General features: G+C 31.4%; 19 protein-coding genes. 9 read left to right on the top strand and 10 right to left on the bottom strand.

Going from position 1 to position 18,923, the window contains the following annotated elements; all coding sequences use genetic code 11:
• Window positions 1-66: 66 nt before the first annotated feature.
• Complete coding sequence (locus tag BUC03_RS04130; RefSeq protein ID WP_073148549.1) at window positions 67-1,473, bottom strand: S1C family serine protease; 1,407 nt, start codon at window positions 1,471-1,473, stop codon at window positions 67-69.
• Window positions 1,474-1,610: 137 nt separating this feature from the next.
• On the opposite strand from BUC03_RS04130, the gene dapF reads away from it, so the two are divergent.
• From dapF to mltG, 3 genes are read left to right on the top strand one after another with little or no spacing between them, the layout of a single operon-like run.
• Window positions 1,611-2,390, top strand: a complete 780-nt coding sequence (gene dapF, locus BUC03_RS04125; protein ID WP_073148547.1) for a diaminopimelate epimerase — start codon at window positions 1,611-1,613, stop codon at window positions 2,388-2,390.
• Window positions 2,384-2,914 carry a GNAT family N-acetyltransferase gene (locus BUC03_RS04120; protein ID WP_073148545.1) on the top strand — a complete coding sequence of 177 codons (531 nt, stop codon included), beginning with the start codon at window positions 2,384-2,386 and terminating at the stop codon, window positions 2,912-2,914. The genes dapF and BUC03_RS04120 overlap by 7 nt, the downstream gene beginning before the upstream one ends.
• Window positions 2,904-3,947 (top strand): endolytic transglycosylase MltG, encoded by a 1,044-nt coding sequence (gene mltG, locus BUC03_RS04115; protein ID WP_073148543.1) that lies wholly within the window; start codon window positions 2,904-2,906, stop codon window positions 3,945-3,947. The genes BUC03_RS04120 and mltG overlap by 11 nt, the downstream gene beginning before the upstream one ends.
• Window positions 3,948-4,042: 95 nt before the next feature.
• On the opposite strand, the gene BUC03_RS04110 is transcribed toward mltG, so the two are convergent.
• Genes BUC03_RS04110 through BUC03_RS04100 form a run of 3 tightly spaced genes read right to left on the bottom strand, consistent with a single transcriptional unit; the run spans window position 4,043 to window position 6,843 of the window.
• Window positions 4,043-4,426, bottom strand: a complete 384-nt coding sequence (locus tag BUC03_RS04110) for a DUF3037 domain-containing protein (RefSeq protein WP_073148540.1) — start codon at window positions 4,424-4,426, stop codon at window positions 4,043-4,045.
• Complete coding sequence (locus BUC03_RS04105) at window positions 4,404-5,198, bottom strand: HipA family kinase (protein WP_073148538.1); 795 nt, start codon at window positions 5,196-5,198, stop codon at window positions 4,404-4,406. Before BUC03_RS04105 ends, BUC03_RS04110 begins: the two co-directional genes overlap by 23 nt.
• A gap of 34 nt (window positions 5,199-5,232) precedes the next feature.
• Window positions 5,233-6,843 carry an ABC transporter substrate-binding protein gene (locus tag BUC03_RS04100; RefSeq protein WP_084112798.1) on the bottom strand — a complete coding sequence of 537 codons (1,611 nt, stop codon included), beginning with the start codon at window positions 6,841-6,843 and terminating at the stop codon, window positions 5,233-5,235.
• A 119-nt stretch (window positions 6,844-6,962) separates the two neighbouring features.
• On the opposite strand from BUC03_RS04100, the gene mtaB reads away from it, so the two are divergent.
• Entirely contained in the window at window positions 6,963-8,315 is a 1,353-nt protein-coding gene (gene mtaB, locus BUC03_RS04095) for a tRNA (N(6)-L-threonylcarbamoyladenosine(37)-C(2))-methylthiotransferase MtaB (RefSeq protein WP_073148536.1), read from the top strand.
• On the opposite strand, the gene BUC03_RS04090 is transcribed toward mtaB, so the two are convergent.
• Window positions 8,312-8,611 (bottom strand): GNAT family N-acetyltransferase, encoded by a 300-nt coding sequence (locus BUC03_RS04090; protein WP_073148534.1) that lies wholly within the window; start codon window positions 8,609-8,611, stop codon window positions 8,312-8,314. The two genes, mtaB and BUC03_RS04090, sit on opposite strands and share 4 nt — an antisense overlap.
• 15 nt (window positions 8,612-8,626) lie before the next feature.
• Window positions 8,627-9,337 (bottom strand): pirin family protein, encoded by a 711-nt coding sequence (locus tag BUC03_RS04085; RefSeq protein ID WP_073148532.1) that lies wholly within the window; start codon window positions 9,335-9,337, stop codon window positions 8,627-8,629.
• Window positions 9,338-9,435: 98 nt separating this feature from the next.
• Here BUC03_RS04085 and BUC03_RS04080 point away from each other — a divergent pair, with 98 nt between their 5' ends.
• From BUC03_RS04080 to cls, 3 genes are read left to right on the top strand one after another with little or no spacing between them, the layout of a single operon-like run.
• Complete coding sequence (locus BUC03_RS04080; protein ID WP_073148530.1) at window positions 9,436-10,122, top strand: alpha/beta hydrolase family protein; 687 nt, start codon at window positions 9,436-9,438, stop codon at window positions 10,120-10,122.
• 33 nt (window positions 10,123-10,155) lie between these two features.
• The gene (locus BUC03_RS04075; protein ID WP_073148528.1) at window positions 10,156-11,121 is read left to right on the top strand and encodes a lytic transglycosylase domain-containing protein; all 966 of its coding nucleotides are present in this window, start codon (window positions 10,156-10,158) and stop codon (window positions 11,119-11,121) included.
• Window positions 11,121-12,575 (top strand): cardiolipin synthase, encoded by a 1,455-nt coding sequence (gene cls, locus BUC03_RS04070; protein ID WP_073148526.1) that lies wholly within the window; start codon window positions 11,121-11,123, stop codon window positions 12,573-12,575. Before BUC03_RS04075 ends, cls begins: the two co-directional genes overlap by 1 nt.
• Window position 12,576: 1 nt before the next feature.
• Here the strand turns inward: cls and BUC03_RS04065 are convergent, their stop codons facing one another.
• Both BUC03_RS04065 and BUC03_RS04060 read right to left on the bottom strand, forming a co-directional pair.
• Entirely contained in the window at window positions 12,577-13,275 is a 699-nt protein-coding gene (locus BUC03_RS04065) for a TlpA family protein disulfide reductase (RefSeq protein ID WP_073148524.1), read from the bottom strand.
• Window positions 13,276-13,380: 105 nt separating this feature from the next.
• Window positions 13,381-13,896 (bottom strand): tetratricopeptide repeat protein, encoded by a 516-nt coding sequence (locus BUC03_RS04060; RefSeq protein WP_073148522.1) that lies wholly within the window; start codon window positions 13,894-13,896, stop codon window positions 13,381-13,383.
• 168 nt (window positions 13,897-14,064) lie between these two features.
• Between BUC03_RS04060 and rpmH the strand changes: the two genes are divergently transcribed.
• Complete coding sequence (gene rpmH / locus BUC03_RS04055) at window positions 14,065-14,223, top strand: 50S ribosomal protein L34 (protein WP_073148520.1); 159 nt, start codon at window positions 14,065-14,067, stop codon at window positions 14,221-14,223.
• 110 nt (window positions 14,224-14,333) lie between these two features.
• Window positions 14,334-17,186, top strand: coding sequence for a carbamoyl-phosphate synthase large subunit (gene carB, locus BUC03_RS04050; RefSeq protein WP_073148518.1), 2,853 nt, complete (start codon window positions 14,334-14,336; stop codon window positions 17,184-17,186).
• A 69-nt stretch (window positions 17,187-17,255) separates the two neighbouring features.
• On the opposite strand, the gene BUC03_RS04045 is transcribed toward carB, so the two are convergent.
• Window positions 17,256-18,008, bottom strand: a complete 753-nt coding sequence (locus tag BUC03_RS04045) for an NUDIX hydrolase (RefSeq protein WP_073148516.1) — start codon at window positions 18,006-18,008, stop codon at window positions 17,256-17,258.
• Window positions 18,009-18,153: 145 nt separating this feature from the next.
• A complete protein-coding gene (locus tag BUC03_RS04040) occupies window positions 18,154-18,846 on the bottom strand; it encodes an NAD(P)H-dependent oxidoreductase (RefSeq protein ID WP_073148514.1) in 693 nt (230 codons plus the stop codon).
• Between the last annotated feature and the right edge of the window lie 77 nt (window positions 18,847-18,923).

The following is an 18,923-nucleotide window of genomic DNA, read 5'->3' as shown; positions in this document are numbered from 1 at the left end:
CGTAACATAAAAATAAAAAAATCCTCTTTTGGTATAAAGAGGATTTTTTGCGAATAATTCAATAAATTACGGTCTAAACGTGTAATTTTCTTGTTGACCGCTAATATGTTTAAAGGTTATTTTGGTATTCTCATTTTTAGACTTGCTATTTATTATTTTTTTAACATCACTAACATTAGCAACTTTTTTATTGTCTATGGCGGTAATCAACCACTCATTTTCTTTTATATCTAGACGGGTAGAAAGCGGTCTTAAAATTTTGACACCATTATCTGCATTAAAACTAGCTAAATCACTGTCTGTAGCATTTGTAATTTCTACGCCAGCTACATCTAATATAAATGTTTCATATTTAGAAAGAATTACTCCTGTATTTTTCTCTTCACCATCTCTAAAATAACTAACAGTGACTTTGTCACCTGGTCTTTTGGTTCTAATATAAGCGGTTAAATCTGATAAATTTCTAACTTTGATGCCATCAATTTTTGTAATTAAATCGCCTTCACGTAAACCTGCTTTTTTTGCACCTTCTGCTGTAGATGCTACATAAACACCTTGAGAAATTGCAATTTCATTTTTTTGAGCAGCTTTAGGGTTTAATGTACCTCCGGTAATACCTATTATAGCTTGTTGTACATCTCCATACTCTAAAATGTCTTCTACAATTTTTCTAGCATTATTGCTAGGCACTGCAAAGCCGTATCCAATATAGCTTCCTGTTTGAGAGGTTATGGCGGTATTAATACCAATTAACTCTCCGTTAGTATTTACTAAAGCACCACCGCTATTACCAGGATTTATAGCGGCATCTGTTTGTATAAACGATTGCATTTTAGAGTCACCTTCATTTAAATCTCTTCCTTTTGCACTTATAATTCCTGCTGTAACAGTAGACGTAAGATTAAACGGATTACCCACAGCAAGAGCCCAATCACCAATACCCACTGTATCACTGTCTCCAAACGGAATATAGTCTAAATCTTCAGCATCTACTTTTATTAAAGCAATGTCAGACTGTGGGTCTGTACCAATTACTTTAGCTTGGTAAGTACGATTGTTGTTTAAAGTAACCTCTAATTCACTAGCACCGTCTATCACATGGTTATTGGTAACAATATAGCCATCTGGAGTTATAATAACCCCAGAGCCAGCACCTTGTATAGCTCTACCAGCTCTCATACCACTCATGTATTCTTGTAAGGTTCTTGGTTGTCTACCCACAGTAACATTTTTTACGTGTACTACTGCATGTATGGTTTTATCTGCTGCTTCTCTAAAATCGGTATTCATAGCATTAGAGACAGCGGTATTTGTAAAGTTATGGTTAATAAATGTAGCAGCTTCTTTTTGAGCCTGTGTTTCTGTTTGATATAATGGGGTGCTATTTTCATTTTCAAAAAATAGTTTGTAGCTCCCAAGTGTAAGAGCTCCACCCAACATAGATACTAAAAGTAAACTTGATAAATTTTTCATAGTTATATTGAGTTTTAAATAGAAAACATGATTAAAGTTAAAAATTTTTATTCCTACAAAATATTTGCTTAACTGTTTTTTAACGACAGTATTTCTAAGTGAAAATTGTATATTTGCGCACTTTTTATAACGAAAAAATGACTGTAAAATTTTATAAATATCAAGGAACTGGTAACGATTTTATAATGATCGATAACCGTGAAGGTTTTTTCAAAAATAATACCAAACTCGTTAATCGTTTATGTGACCGTAAATTTGGCATAGGTGCAGATGGTTTAATTTTATTAGAAAACTCTGAAGACCCTGAAGACGATTTTAAAATGGTTTATTTTAATTCTGACGGAAACCAAAGTACTATGTGTGGTAATGGAGGAAGATGTTTAGTGCGTTTTGCTGAATTTTTAAAAATTGTAGATAAAACAGCCATATTTACAGCTATAGACGGAAAACATCATGCAAAAATAGAAGCAGATAAAATTCATTTACAAATGCAAGATGTTGTTGAAGTAAAAGAATTAGGTACAGACTATTTTTTAGATACTGGATCTCCTCACCATATCGTGTTTACACCAGAAGTACATCAATTAGATGTGAAAAAAGAAGGCGCTGCCATTCGTTATAATGATGTTTATAAAACAGAAGGAACTAACGTAAATTTTGTAGAACCACAAGAGGGAGTTCTTCAAGTAAGAACATACGAGCGTGGAGTAGAAGATGAAACACTATCTTGCGGAACTGGCGTTACAGCCGTTGCAATTGCATCTACCTACGCAAAAAAATACAATACATTGCCAGTTAAAATTGAAACTCCTGGCGGTAATTTAGAAATCAGTTTCAAACAGAAAGGAAATCAATTTACAGATGTTTGGTTAAGCGGACCAGCAGAGCAGGTTTTTGAAGGTACAATTCTATGCTAACATTAACGGGAAAACATATTAGTTTAAGACCGTTAGAGCCAGAAGATCTAGATTTTATTTATCAAATAGAAAACAACGAAGATTTGTGGGAGTTAAGCTCTACACAAACCCCATATTCTCGTTTTTTAATTCAGCAATACTTAGATAATGCATATCGAGATATTTATGAGGTAAAACAATTACGTTTAGTTATTGAAAATAATGAGAAAGAGAGTTTAGGCTTAATAGATATTTTTGATTTTGACCCGCAACATCGCAGAGCAGCTATCGGTATATTAATTGTAGAGCAACAAAATAGAGGTAAAGGCTTTGGGGCAGAAGCTCTAAATTTACTTTGTGGTTATGCTTTTGAGCGTTTAAAGCTGCACCAAGTGTATGCCAATGTAGCAGAAGATAATTTAAAAAGTCAGAAACTTTTTGAGCACCAAGGTTTTCAAAAAATAGGGGTGAAAAAAGACTGGAACCTCGTAAACGGAATTTATAAAAACGAATATTTATATCAATTATTAAATAATGTATATTAAAAAAATATTAGTAATTATATCTCTTTTAGGGATAGTAGGCTTAGGTGTGTTTAGTTATTTTGTGTACAACTCTATTTTTACCGCTAACACTAATTTTTCTTCAGATACGCAAGAAGTTTTTGTACCTACAAATGCAGAATATGCAGAGGTAATTGAGCAATTAAAGCCTTTAGTTAAAGACATTTCAAGTTTTGATGCTATTGCAAGAAAAAAAGGTTACGCTAATAACCTAAAACCAGGAAGATTCATTCTAAAAAAAGGGATGAATAATAATGAAATAGTAAACACTTTAAGAAGCAATAATCAACCTGTAGCTGTAGTATTTAATAATCAAGAGCGTATAGAAAATCTTGCCGGCAGAATAGCCATGCAAATAGAAGCAGACAGTATTTCTTTACTAGAAGTAATGCAAGATTCTACATTTTTAGCAGAAAATAATTTTAAGGCAGAAACTGCATTGGCTATGTATATACCTAATCAATATCAATTGTATTGGAATACTTCCGCAGAAACCTTCAGAAATAGAATGCTAAAAGAATACCAGCGTTTTTGGAATGAAGATAGAATGGCAAAAGCCAATAAAATAAACCTAACACCTAACCAAGTGTATACCCTAGCTGCTGTGGTACAAAAAGAAACCGCAAAAGTAGACGAACGTAAGCGTGTAGCTGGTGTTTATATGAATCGTTACAATCGCGGAATTAAACTTGACGCAGATCCAACCGTAATATATGCAGTTAAGAAAAAAAATAACAATTTTGATACGGTTATAAAACGTGTACTTTATAAAGACCTAGAAACCGATTCTCCCTACAATACCTATAAATATGCAGGTTTACCACCAGGGCCCATTGCAATGCCAGATATCTCTGCTATTGATGCCGTGTTAAATTACGAAAACCACGACTATTACTATTTTGTAGCAAATCCAGAAAATCCAGGGTATCATAAATTTGCAAAAACCTTACGCCAGCACAATAATAACAGACAAGCTTACGTACGTTGGATAAATAAAATGGGAATTAATAGATAATTTTTGGGCGTTACCCTAACGGGTCGGGCTTTACATTACAATCTTTTTACTCGTACCTCATAAAAAGGATTTTCATTGCAATCCCTAACGCATTGTTACAAAACAAGTTCGTTAAATAAACAAGAAACAGTATCTTCTAAATGATTGCTAAAACCTGGATGCGTTTTAGAAGTTTGTATAACAGAACTTCTTGTGGCTGTTAACCATCTAAATCTAGAAGCTATATCCATTAAAGCAATAGGTCCTCCATTTTTCTCTCCCAAACTAATTAAATGAAAAGCTTTTAAATTTTTTTCTACCTGTTCTGCATCTAAATCAGGGCAAAATGCAGCCAATTTATTTTTATCTAATTGGTATCGCATATCAATAAATTTCTGATTTTTAGAATATAAAATTACACCAACGTTAAAAAACTCTTCTCGTTCTACCTTTGGTACAATTCTAATTACAGCATATTCATATAAGTGTCTTTCTTGCATCTTGGGCGTGTTTTACAAATATTTCTGAATGAGCTAAACGTATAGTTAAAAAGTTAAAATAAACCAATTTAATTTCTTCTGGAGACAAATTAGAGCCTTCCCAAGTAATCCATTCTTCAGGTATTAAATCAACAACTGTTTTTAAAACATCAGGATTAAGAATTTTCTGGAATTTTAAATTAGTTTCTTCTAACAAACCAGCTTGAGGTAACAAAACATGGTCTTTTATAAAAGGAAAATTAGTTTTGGCAGTTTTTTCCCAATTATCCCAAGAATGGTGAAAATATAAAGAAGCACCATGATCTATTAACCATACCTCACGATTCCAGATTAACATGTTTGTATTTCTAAAAGTTCTATCAATATTGGTTAAAAATGCATCTAACCAAACAATTTCTGAAGCTAGTTGAGGTGCTACCGTAGTTACCGCAGGATCAAAATTAATAGCTCCAGATAAAAAATGTAAACCTAAATTTAAACCTTTACTAGATTTTAATAAATCTTGAATTTCTTCATCAGCTTCTGTTCTTCCAAAAGCCTCGTCTAAATTAGTAAATACAAGCTCTGGTATTTTTAAACCTAATAGTTTAGCTATTGCTCCACCAATAAGTTCTGCTATTAATGCTTTTGTACCGTGACCTGCACCTTTAAATTTTACCACATACTTAAAACCATCATCTGCATCTGCAATTGCTGGCAACGAGCCACCTTCTCGCAGTGGAGTAATATAGCGAGTAACATTTACAGATCTTAAATCAATTTTTTCTTGCATCTAATAATTTTTGCAAATATATATTTTAATAAAATTAGTTAACTTTCTTTACTCGTTTTAAATCCAATAAATTAATAGGATTAATGCCTAAGCCTTGTACATTTTTTTGTGAAAATCTAACCACTTGATCATAATATAAAGGTACAACTGCTGCTTGCTTTATTACTATAGAATCCATTTGTTGGTAAAGTGGTATTCTATCTTTTGCGTCAGAGGTATTAATAGCTTTTTCATATAAACTATCAAAGGTAGCAGATTTAAAATGTGTATAGTTTGGCCCGTTGGGAGAAAAATTTTCAGAATAAAACAACGACAGATAATTTTCTGCATCAGGGTAATCTGCAATCCAACTAGCTCTAAAAATATCTAATTTCCCGGCAGATCGTTGCTGGCGTAGGGTAGAAGGTGGCATCACGTCTATATTTACTTGAATACCTATTTTCTGTAATTCTCGCTGAATATATTCTACCAAATCCAAATATGAAGAATTAGTACTAATAGTTATTTCTGGAGAAGTGTCACCAGTTTCTGCTTGATAAGAAGCTAAAAGTTCTTTTGCCTTAGGTAAATTATATGTATAGTACTTATCTTTAGAAAAACCCGGTAAACCTTTAGGTATAAAACCATTTTCTGCAGGCGTGCCAATTCCGTTTCTTAAATAAGTAATCATTGTTTTTCTATCAAAACCATAGTTAATAGCTTGGCGTAATTGCTGGGCATTAATTTCTGGGGTGTTACTGTCAAGATAAATACCTAAATACTCTGTATTTAAATAAGGAGCAGAAAGCATGTTTACTCGCTTGCTATATTTTTCTTTCAGATTTCCTACGGCAGAAAGCAATTCATCTTTATAAGATGGGTCTAATCCGCTTAAAAAATCTATATTTCCTTGAGCAAATTGTAAAAATTCACTTTGTTTATCTGGTAAAAATGTAATGGCAATAGCTTCAAGATAGGGTAATTGCTCACCTTTTTTATCTTTTTCAAAATAAAGATTATTTTTTCTGAACACCAATTTTTCATTGGCTTCCCAGCGCTTAAATTTAAACGGTCCTGTGCCAATTGGGTTTTCTCTAAAATCAAGTTCTTGCATTTCCGTAGGGATAATAGAGCAAAACTTCATCGATAATAATCCTAAAAATGCAGGAAATGGCTTTTTAAGTTGAATAATCACAGAGGTATCATTTAAAGCAGTAATGCTCTCTACATTTTGCATGACCCAACTTCCTGGAGAAGCCAATTTTGTATCTGTTAAACGTTGTAAACTATAAACAACGTCTTTTGCATTTACTGTTCTGGTAGAGTCTGCTCCAAAAATTTGATGTTTATGAAAATAGATACCTTTTCTTAGAGAAAAAGTATAGGTTTTAGCATCTGCAGAAATAGTCCAATTTTCAGCTAAATCTGGCTGAATATTTAAACTATCGTCTAACTGAACCAAACTATTGTATAATTGATTGCAAGGCCAAATATTACGTTGATCTTTAGCAAAAGCAGGATCTAAAGAGGTAATATTTGCGTGTTCGTTATACCGAAAAACTAGATGATCTTGATTGCTTTTTCTTGTGTTTTGGCAGCTAGAGAAACCAATAAATATAAAGGCTATAAATAATAGCTTGATAATTATGTTGTTAGTGTAATTTATCAATTTTCTTAAACCAATTTTAGATAGTATATTTGCACGCGTTTTTGTAAGGATTGCTGTGGCTTATCGCCAAAGTATTTCAATCACAATAATACTAAAAGATTAGGAAAGGAGCTGTTATGATAGATACAAATAAAAATGTAGCATTTTACACTTTAGGTTGTAAACTTAATTTTTCTGAAACTTCTACGATTGCTCGTTCGTTTGAGAAAGAAGGTTTCAATAGGGTAGAGTTTACAGAAAAAGCAGAGATCTATGTGATTAATACGTGTAGTGTTACAGAAAATGCAGATAAGCGTTTTAAATCTATTGTAAAGCAAGCTCAAAAAATTAATGAAAATGCATTTGTAATAGCTATTGGTTGTTACGCACAGTTAAAACCAGAAGAATTAGCAGATGTAAATGGTGTAGATTTAGTATTAGGTGCTACAGAAAAATTTAACATTACTAGTTATTTAAATGATTTACTAAGTCAGCCAACAGAAGCAAGAACAGCTCAAATTCATTCTTGTGAGATTGATGAAGCAGATTTTTATGTTGGTTCTTATTCTATAGGTGATCGTACACGTGCTTTTTTAAAAGTGCAAGATGGTTGTGATTATAAATGTACTTACTGTACTATTCCGCTAGCACGCGGGATTTCTAGAAGCGATACTTTAGAGAATGTTTTAAAAAATGCCCAAGAAATTTCTGAGCAAGACATTAAAGAAATTGTTTTAACGGGTGTAAATATTGGTGATTATGGCAAAGGTGAGTTTGGTAATAAAAAGCATGAACATACTTTTTTAGAGCTAGTTAAAGCTTTAGATGAAGTAGAAGGTATTGAGCGTTTGCGTATTTCTTCTATCGAGCCAAATTTACTTAAAAACGAAACTATAGAGTTTGTAGCAAACAGCAACACATTTGTACCTCATTTTCATATTCCGTTACAAAGCGGTAGTGACAAGTTATTAGGTTTAATGCGTCGTCGTTACCAAACAGCTTTATACGTAAATAGAGTAGAGCAAATTAAAGCAACAATGCCAAACGCGTGTATTGGGGTAGATGTAATTGTTGGTTTCCCTGGAGAAACAGAAGAACTTTTCTTAGAAACCTATAATTTTTTAAATGATTTAGATATATCTTATTTACACGTATTTACTTATTCTGAAAGAGATAATACTGTAGCTGCAGAAATGGATAATGCTGTTTCTTTAAATGTACGTAAAAAAAGAAGTAAAATGCTTCGAGGTTTATCTGCTAAAAAACGTAGATCTTTTTACGAAAGTCAATTAGGTAATGAGCTAACAGTTCTTTTTGAAGGAGAAAATAAAGAAGGTTACATTCACGGATTCACAGAAAATTACGTAAAAGTAAAAATGCCTTGGGATCCTAGTTTTGTAAATACATTACACTCTGTAAGACTTACAGAAATAGATGAAGATGGTTTGGTGCGTTTTGATTTACTATGTAAAAAAGAAAATGTGGCTTAAATGCTAATGCCTATTGGCAGTAAGTCTGAATATTTAAACTTATTTTTTCGGAAAAATTTTTTCACCTCTTTGCTAGTAGGTACTATTTTAATTCTTCCTTTATCTTTGATAAAATCAAATATTTTAGTTAAAAATTTTTCTTGATACCCTTGGTCTATTAAATCTTCAGAAATTTCTAGCTTAGAAAGAAAAATTTTTCGCTCTTGTTCAGAGTATTCTAACTTAATAAGTTCATTATTAATCGTTGCTTCAAACTGTCTTAAAAATTCATTGTTTTTAATTTCAAAATCTTCCATAATATTAGTTTTAAATTATGTCATAGGTACTTCAATTAAAAGTATGTAAGCATCTTCTATTACTTTTATTTCTATATTGCTAGTATCCCAAATCCCTATTGCATCTCTTTTTTCTAAAAGTTGATTGCTTACTTCAATTTTACCAGAGATTACTAAAATGTAAATACCGTGGTTTTGTTGGTGTAGTTTATAAGTAACGTTTGTAGAGGCGTTAAAATTGCCTAAATTAAAATATGCTTGTTGGTAAACCCAAAGCGCATTTCCGTCGTTATCATTTTTTGGAGAAACTATTTGTAGAAATTTATTTGCTTTAAAAGAGAATTTTTTTTGATCGTAACGTGGAGTTGCGTTTTCTTTTTCGGTAAAAACCCAAATTTGTAAAATATTTACAGTTTCTGTTTGGCTAGCGTTAAATTCACTGTGTTGTACGCCACTACCAGCACTCATTACTTGTACTTCTCCTTTTGTAATAACACCTTCGTTCCCTAAAGAATCTTTATGTTGAAGTGCTCCCTGTAGCGGAATAGTAATAATTTCCATATTTTGATGAGAATGCATACCAAAACCCTTCCCGCCAGCAATAAAATCATCATTAAGTACACGTAAATTTCCAAATTGCATATAATCTGGATTATAATATTTAGCAAAACTAAAAGAGTAATTTGCTTTTAACCATCCAAAGTCTACAGAGCCACGAGAAGAGGCAGGATGAAAAACTTTTTTCATTTTAAATATTTTATAAGATTAAATAACTTTATAACCCGTATTTTTGATTTTTAAAGTTAATTTTTAAATACCAGTTTTACTGTTATCTAGCTGTTAAAATGAATGAAAACTCTACAATTACCCACGTATATTTTATGCCAGGAATGGCGGCTAATCCTACTATTTTTGAACATATAAAACTACCAGAGAACGATTATAAAATACATTGGTTAAAGTGGAAAATACCTTACCATAATGAGTGTATGCATTCTTACATTACAAGAATGTTAGAAGATGTTGTACACCCCAACCCTGTTTTAATTGGTGTTTCGTTTGGAGGTGTTATTGTGCAAGAAATGGCTAAACTTATACCAGTTAAGAGATTAATTTTGATTTCTACGGTAAAATCTAAACATGAATTACCATCTAGAATGAAGTTTGCAAGTAAAACAGGTCTCTATAAAATTTTGCCAACAAGTCTTGCTGGTAGATTGGGAGATTTAGAAAAATTACCTGTTGGAGAGTTTACCAAAAAAAGAGCGCACCTTTACAAACAATATCTTTCTGTAAGTGATAAGCAGTATTTAGATTGGGCTATTCAAAAAATGGTTTGTTGGGATCAAGAAGAACCTATGGAGGGAGCAATACATATTCATGGAGATGCAGATATTGTTTTTCCTATTAAAAATATTGAAAATTGCATAGTTGTTGAGGGTGGTACACATATTATGATTATTAACCGTTTTAGATGGTTTAATAAATATTTACCTTCTTTAATTACAGAAGGTAAAATGCAGGAAGATTAGTAAGTTTTCCTATGAAAGAAGAAAAAAGAGAATATGAAATATAGAAATGTTTTTGCAACTGTTGGAGTCATAGCTGTTGCAGGTTTGGGAGTGCAAGCCGTTAGTTCAATATCACAAACAGAAGGCTCTGCAGCCACAGCTAGTGATACAGAAATAGTGAAAATAGATCCAGAAAAAGCAGTGAAAGATTATAATGTCTATGCATTGTCTTTACCAGAAGATTTAAATTTTGCAGGAGAAAAGGTACCAGTGCAAGACCCTGATATTAAGGAAAGAATGGACAGAGAATTGTTAGTAAATACTTACTGGCAATCTAATGGATTGTTACTTATTAAACGTGCAAATAAATACTTTCCTATAATAGAACCTATTTTAAAGAAAAATGGTATTCCAGATGATTTTAAATATTTAGCTATAGCAGAAAGTGGTTTAACTCAAATTGTCTCTCCAGCTGGCGCTACAGGTTTTTGGCAATTAATGAGAGAAACAGCGAAAGAACACGGGTTAGAAGTTAACGATAATGTAGATGAACGCTATCATATAGAAAAAGCTACACAAGCAGCTTGTGAGTATTTAAAAAAATCTAAAGAACAATTTGGTAGTTGGACGCTTGCAGCTGCAGCTTATAATGCAGGTAATTACGGTATTTCTAAACAACAAGATAGACAATTAGTAAATGATTATTACCAATTATTACTAGGGGAAGAAACGGGTAGGTATGTTTTTAGAATTTTGGCTTTAAAAGAGATTTTAAGTAACCCAGTTAAGTATGGTTTTAATTATGAAGCCAAACACCTTTACCAACCAATTACCACAAAAGAAGTAATAATAGATACTCCTGTTGCAGATTTTGCTGTATTTGCTAAAGAACTAGGTATTAATTATAAAATCTTAAAAATTCATAATCCTTGGTTAAGAGAAGCGCATCTTAACAATAAATCTCGTAAGTTGTACAAAATTAAAATTCCTGAAGAAGGGGTTTACTCTTATAAGCCATAATGTTAGAATATATACAGAATAATATCTTTTTTTCATTAATTATTATTAATTATATCATTGCTATTGGTACTGCAATTTTTATAATTTTAAATAATAGAAATCCTATAACGACCGTGTCATACATATTGGCATTGGTCGTTTTGCCATTTTTAGGACTATTAGTTTATTACTTTTTTGGCCAAGAATACCGAAAAGACAAAATGTTTAAACGCAGAAAAGTATTTGATAATGAAACCGTAAAAAAATGGGAAAAAAAATTAATGCTGAATAATTGCCGTTTAGAAGATTATGAAAATGGTTTTTTACAAAACAAAGTTAACGTAGTTAAATTACTTCAAAACAATCAAAAAAAACCACTGGTATTAGGTAATGATGTGGAGATTTTGATAAACGGAGAAAAAAAATTTGAAGCACTATTTAAAGATTTAAAAACAGCAAAGCATCATATTCATGTAGAATACTATATGTTTAATGACGATAAAATTGGTACTAAACTTATTAATGCGCTTATAGAAAAAGCAAAAGAAGGAGTTAAAGTTAGGGTAAATTACGATTATGTAGCAAGTGGTATTTCTAATAAAAACATTAATAAAATGAAAAGTTTCGGAATAGAAATTTTTCCTTTTATGCCAGTTTGGTTTCCAAATTTAACCAGAAAACTTAATTACAGAAATCACCGTAAAATTGTAGTAATAGATGGTGTTATTGGCTACGTTGGTGGGGTAAATATTTCAGATGAATATGTAAACCCTTGTGATAAGGGGTATTGGCGAGATACGCATTGCAGATTAAAGGGAAATATTGTTAAGTCTATTCAATCTCACTTTTTATTAAATTGGAATTTTGTTTCTCAACAAGAAATAGAAATTACAGATCATCTTTTTCCAGATGTAGAGTCTTTTGGAGACATACCAGTGCAAATAGCAGCGAGTGGTCCAGACTCAGACTATCCGCATATTATGGAAGCTTTATTTACGGCCATTAACGGGGCAAATGATTATATAAAGATTACAACCCCTTATTTTATACCTAATGAGCAAATGTTAACCGCTTTAAAAACAGCAAGTAGAAGAGGGGTAGATGTAGAATTACTAATCCCTAAAGAAGGAGATTCTTGGGCGGCTAAATATGCTACTAATTCTTATATCTCTGGGTTGCTAGAATCTGGTATTAAAGTATTTCATTATTGTAAAGGCATGGTGCACGCCAAAACAATGATTGTAGATGGTTTGTTAACTACAATAGGTACTTCTAATATGGATTATAGAAGTTTTGAAATCAATTTTGAAATTACAGCGCTCATTTATAATGAAAATTTAAGTGAAAAAATGGTTCAAATCTTTAAAGAAGATATAGAGCATTGCGATGTAGTAGAACTAAAAAAATGGGAGCAAAGACCATTTATAGAAAAAGTGAAAGAATCTTTTAGTAGACTTTGGGCGCCTTTATTATAAACTACTCTAAGTTAAAAGGTTTGTTATTTAATAATTGCTCTTCGTGTTCTAAAATTAACGAAACACCTTCAGAAACATTTTGGTAATTTAAAGTGTAAGACTTTTCGTAAGCAGAATTATAAGGTAATATAATAGTTCTGCTAATATCTAAAATCTGTTTATCAGAACCTATAAAAAATGTAGTAGGAAACCCTAGAGAATGTTTCATTGTTTTTACAATATAAGCATTTCTATTATCTAACTCATTAACATATAAAATATCTATAGAATTGTGGTATTCTTTAGCTACTTTTCTAACCTCGTCTTTTTTGTCCCAAAAAAGAACTATAAAATCTATCTGATCTTTAAATTTTTTAGATAACTCATTTAGTGCAGGTATTTCTCCTTTTCCAGGAACGCACCATGAAGCATAAGTTAGTAGGTATATAGGTTTTTGGTAATCGTTAAAACAGTTTTTGTTTTTACCTAAGCAATTTATGCTAAAATTGTCAATGTAAGAGCCTTTTAAACAATGGTTCACGAGAGAGTCAAAAAGAAAATTAGCTCTTTCAATATTTTCATACCGATAGGCTTTACTTACTTTCTTTTTGTAACTACTAATGTTTAAGCTAATAGCTTCAGAAAAATAAGTTTTTTTTTCTTGGGCATTAGCTAACGATAACATTAAACAGAATAAGATTATGAGTAATAATTTAATCATACGCCAAGCTTCTGTAATAAATATACTAAAATATATCTATTTTTTTGATGAATTGTTAATTCAATATCATCAAATTAACTTGGCATAATTAAATTTAGATAACAATTAGATTTTTTTCATCTGTTGTTTCATCATTCTTATTTGCTCATTAAGCATTCCGTGTTTATCTAAAGTTTTAGCTTCTTTTAATAACATTTGTGCTTCACGTTTTCTTCTTTTGGTCATGGCAATACCTGCCAAGTTCAACTTAGCCATAGCTAAATCTTGACTCATAGAAAGGCCTAATTTTATAGCTTTTTTAAAATATTTTTCAGCTTGACTTATATTGGTTTGAGAAACCATTAAACCATGTAAATAATAATAATAGCCTTGTTGTTTTTCTACTAAAGCAGCCTCTGGGTTAGATATTTTGTCTAGCCATTTTTTTGCACCAGGAAAATCTTGTTTTCTAAGTCTTAAAAAAGCAAGAAGTATAATTTCGTTTTTAAAATATAAAAAAACAAAAATGGCTGCTAGTAAAATAAGCATAATACCATTACCTATATTATTTTCTATAAATTGATAAATTGCAAATACAATAGTACCTACGGCTAAAACTAATTTTATATTTTTGTTAAACATGTGTTCTATTTTTTAACAGCGGCAAAGGTATAAAAAACAATTCAGAAATTATTTAAAAATACGTTTGGAAGAGTTAAAAGATATTGTATATTTGCACGCAGTTTTAGAAAAGAAATTTTCTTAAAAAGCAAATAACGAAGATACAAAGAAGATTAAAGATATTTTACAATGAAAAGAACGTTTCAACCCTCAAAGAGAAAAAGAAAAAATAAGCACGGTTTTAGAGAACGTATGAGTTCTGTTAATGGTAGAAAAGTGCTTTCACGTAGAAGAGCAAAAGGAAGAAAGAAACTTTCTGTATCTTCAGAAAATAGACATAAACACTAATTATGATATATTAGTGGTTTAAAATATTAAGGTGTTACTTAGCGTAACGCCTTTTTTTATATCTACTCGTAGCTTAACTTTGTAACCCAACCTAATACATTTATTTTCAGATGCCTAAAAACAACGACTTAAAAAGTATTTTAATTATTGGATCAGGACCAATCGTTATTGGTCAAGCGTGTGAATTTGATTATTCCGGAACGCAAGCCCTTCGTTCTTTAAGAGAAGATGGGATAGAAACGATACTTATCAATTCTAATCCGGCAACAATCATGACAGACCCTTCTATGGCAGATCATGTTTATTTAAAGCCTTTAACAACAAAATCTATCATAGATATTTTAAAAGAGCATCCGCAAATTGATGCTGTTTTACCTACTATGGGTGGACAAACTGCATTAAACCTTTGTATCGAAGCTGATGAAAAGGGAATTTGGAGTGATTTTGATGTAAAATTAATAGGTGTAGATATTAACGCTATTAATATAACAGAAGATAGAGAACAATTTAGAGAGTTAATGTTGAAAATTGGTGTGCCTATGGCGCCTCAAGCAACAGCTACTTCTTTTTTAAGAGGTAAAGAAATAGCTCAAGATTTTGGTTTTCCTTTAGTAATTAGAGCTTCTTACACTTTAGGTGGAGCAGGAGCAGGAATTGTATATAAAGAAGAAGACTTTGATGAAATGCTAACCAGAGGTCTTGAAATCTCACCTATTCATGAAGTGATGATTGATAAGGCAATGATGGGTTGGAAAGAATATGAATTAGAGCTTTTACGTGATAAAAATGATAACGTAGTTATTATCTGTACTATTGAAAATATGGATCCAATGGGTATTCATACAGGAGACTCAATCACTGTTGCACCTGCAATGACATTGAGTGATGCCACTTTTCAACGTATGAGAGATATGGCTATTAAAATGATGCGTAGTATTGGTGATTTTTCTGGAGGTTGTAATGTACAATTTGCAGTAAGTCCAGACGATAAAGAAGATATTATTGCCATAGAAATTAACCCTCGTGTATCTCGTTCTTCTGCATTAGCATCTAAAGCAACAGGTTACCCTATTGCTAAAATAGCTTCAAAATTAGCGTTAGGTTACACATTAGATGAGCTAGATAACCAAATTACAAAAACTACCTCTGCTTTATTTGAGCCTACATTAGATTATGTAATTGTAAAAATACCACGTTGGAATTTTGATAAGTTTGAAGGGTCTGATAGAACTTTAGGTCTTCAAATGAAATCTGTAGGAGAAGTAATGGGAATTGGGCGTTCTTTCCAAGAAGCATTACAAAAAGCAACTCAATCTTTAGAAATTAAAAGAAACGGTCTTGGTGCAGATGGTAAAGGGTATAGCAAGTATGATACAATTATAGAAAAACTAACTCACGCAAGTTGGGATCGTGTATTTGTAATTTATGATGCTATTCAATTAGGTATTCCTTTAAGCAGAATTCACGAAATTACTAAAATAGATATGTGGTTCTTAAAGCAATATGAAGAGCTTTATACCCTAGAAAAAGAAATTTCTAATTATAAAATAGATACACTTTCTAAAGAGTTATTGTTAGAAGCAAAACAAAAAGGTTTTGCAGACAGACAAATAGCATATATGTTAGGTTGTTTAGAAAGCCAAGTTTATAATAAAAGAGACGAATTAAAAATTAACCGAGTTTACAAACTGGTAGATACTTGTGCAGCAGAGTTTAAAGCACAAACCCCTTATTATTATTCTACTTTTGAAAGTGAAATAGAAAGAGTAGATGGTACTACGTATGTAGAAAATGAAAGTGTTGTTACAGATAAAAAGAAAATTATTGTACTAGGTTCTGGACCAAATAGAATTGGGCAAGGTATTGAGTTTGATTACTGTTGTGTACACGGAGTTTTAGCAGCATCTGAATGTGGTTATGAAACTATCATGATTAACTGTAATCCAGAAACGGTATCTACAGATTTTGATATTGCAGATAAACTTTATTTTGAACCTGTTTTCTGGGAACATATTTATGACATTATTCGTCACGAAAAACCAGAAGGAGTAATTGTTCAATTAGGAGGGCAAACCGCATTAAAATTAGCAGAAAAACTAGAGCGTTACGGAGTTAAAATTTTAGGTACTAGTTATGAAGCTTTAGATTTAGCTGAAGACCGTGGTAGCTTCTCTACTTTATTACAAGAAAACAACATTCCTTATCCAGAGTTTGGTACTGCAGAAACTGCAGATGAAGCTCTTGCTTTAGCAGATGAATTAGATTTCCCAATCTTGGTAAGACCTTCTTACGTGTTAGGTGGCCAAGGAATGAAGATTGTTATTAATAAAAAAGAACTAGAAAGTACAGTTGTAGATTTATTAAGAAAAATACCTAACAATAAGTTACTATTAGATCATTATTTAGACGGAGCTATAGAAGCAGAAGCAGATGCTATTTGTGACGGTGAAAATGTTTACATTATTGGTATAATGGAGCATATAGAACCTTGTGGTATTCACTCTGGAGATTCAAATGCATTACTACCTCCTTTTAACTTAGGTGATTTAGTACTTCAGCAAATTAAAGACCATACTAAGAAAATTGCTTTGGCATTAAAAACAGTAGGTCTTATTAATATTCAATTTGCAATTAAAGAAGATAAAGTTTACATTATAGAGGCTAACCCTCGCGCATCTAGAACAGTACCATTTATAGCAAAAGCATACGGAGAGCCTTATGTAAACTATGCTACCAAGGTAATGTTAGGTGAGAAAAAAGTAACAGATTTTGAGTTTAACCCTCATTTAGAAGGTTATGCAATTAAGCAACCTGTATTCTCTTTCAATAAATTCCCGAAAGTAAATAAGCAATTAGGGCCTGAAATGAAGAGTACTGGTGAGAGTATACTTTTTATTAAAGATTTAAAAGATGATGATTTTTACGATCTTTATGCAAGACGTAAAATGTATTTAACTAAATAAGATAAATTATTTAGTAGTAATAAAAAAGGGACTTCAAAATTGAAGTCCCTTTTTTTTATGAGGCAAAAGTTACCAACTTTCTTGTAAACCAGTTTTTAAAGCGGCATTATAGTTTTCTATATCAAATTTATAAAGATCTGGAGCTTTATGTGCGCCACCTTTACGGGTTTCGTTTAATTTATCTAAAATATTATAACGGGTCATTTTTCTATAAAAATTACCTCTATTTAGTTTTTTGTTTAAAATTATTTCATAGAGTTTTTGTAACTCTGGCATGGTAAATTTTTCAGGAAGAAGATTTAAACCCACTGGTTTATAATTTAAATCTCTACGAAGTTGAATTAGTGCTTCATCAAATATATGTTGGTGATCCATCATTAATTCAGGTAACATATCTATATCTTTCCATTCACAAGCATCAGAAAATTGATCCATCACAGGGGTTACGGTTTCAAAATCTATTAACGCGTAATGTGCAATAGATATGTAGCGTTGTTTATGCCACAAATCATCAGGAAAATCTTTAAAATGAGCTTCAGATCTGTTTTTATCTCCAAATGTTTTAAATTGATTTAAGTAGATATTGGTAGCACCGGTTCTTTCTTGTAATATTCTATTAGCTCCTACGTTTAAATCTTCTTTTTTTTTTAAATATCCGCCAGGAAGTCCCCACGTTTCACTTTCTTTTAGCTTTATTAATAGAACTTTTAAACAAGCATTATGAAAACCAAAAACAACACAATCTATAGATACACTGGGTAAGTAGTTTTCTTTGTAATAAGGTGAAAGTATGGTAAGCTGTTTATATAATTCAGATTTCATGAAATTTAATTAAATACAATATATTTTTAATTTAGCTAATGATAATAAAAATTTCTTAAAATATATCAATTTTAATTATGAAATAAACAAAAAATCTCCTTATTGTTAACAATAAGGAGATTTAGTTTTGCAAACCTATTTTATTTTAAGTAGGATCTCCTAAAGAGCCTTCCATTGGTGCTTCATCAAAATCTGCCGCATCTGCAAGAGTCATTTCTGTAACAAAATCTTCTTTTGGCGTACGTATTTTTTTCATATTTACTAACCAATCATTTTCTTCTTCACGATAACCAATTGGTAATAGTAAAGTACTTTTATAACCGCTACCTTCTAATTTTAAAAGTTTATCTAGCTTTTCTGGTATAAAACCTTCAATAGGAGTAGCATCTACTTTTTGCTCTGCAGCTGCAGCAATAGCTAAACCAAAAGCAATATAACTTTGCTTAGACGCGTGATGTGCGTGCCATTCTGGGCTTAATTGAGAGTACATACCTAACAAATTATTTTTATAATCGTCCATAGTGCTGTGTGGTAATCCACGCTCATCCATCGTATAATTAAATACTTTAGAGACACGCTCATCTGTGTAACCATCCCAAGCAGCAAATACTAATAAGTGAGAACAATCTGTTACTTGGCTTTGGTTCCAAGAGATGCCTTTTATTTTTTCTAGTAAAGCTTTATCTGAAATAACAATTACTTTATAAGGTTGTAACCCTGAAGAAGAAGGAGCTAAACGAGCTGCTTCTAAAATATAATCTAATTTATCTTGAGGTACTTTTGTACCATTCATTTTTTTGGTGGCATAACGCCATTTAAGATCTTCTAATAAACTCATTATATAAATTTTTATACAAAGGTATATGTTAGGGGTTTAATATAGTAACTTTGTGACAAAAAGTAATAGTGACATTT

The sequence above is a fragment of the Mesonia phycicola genome, assembly GCF_900141885.1.
GTDB lineage: Bacteria > Bacteroidota > Bacteroidia > Flavobacteriales > Flavobacteriaceae > Mesonia > Mesonia phycicola.
This window is presented reverse-complemented; position numbering and strand designations above follow the sequence as displayed.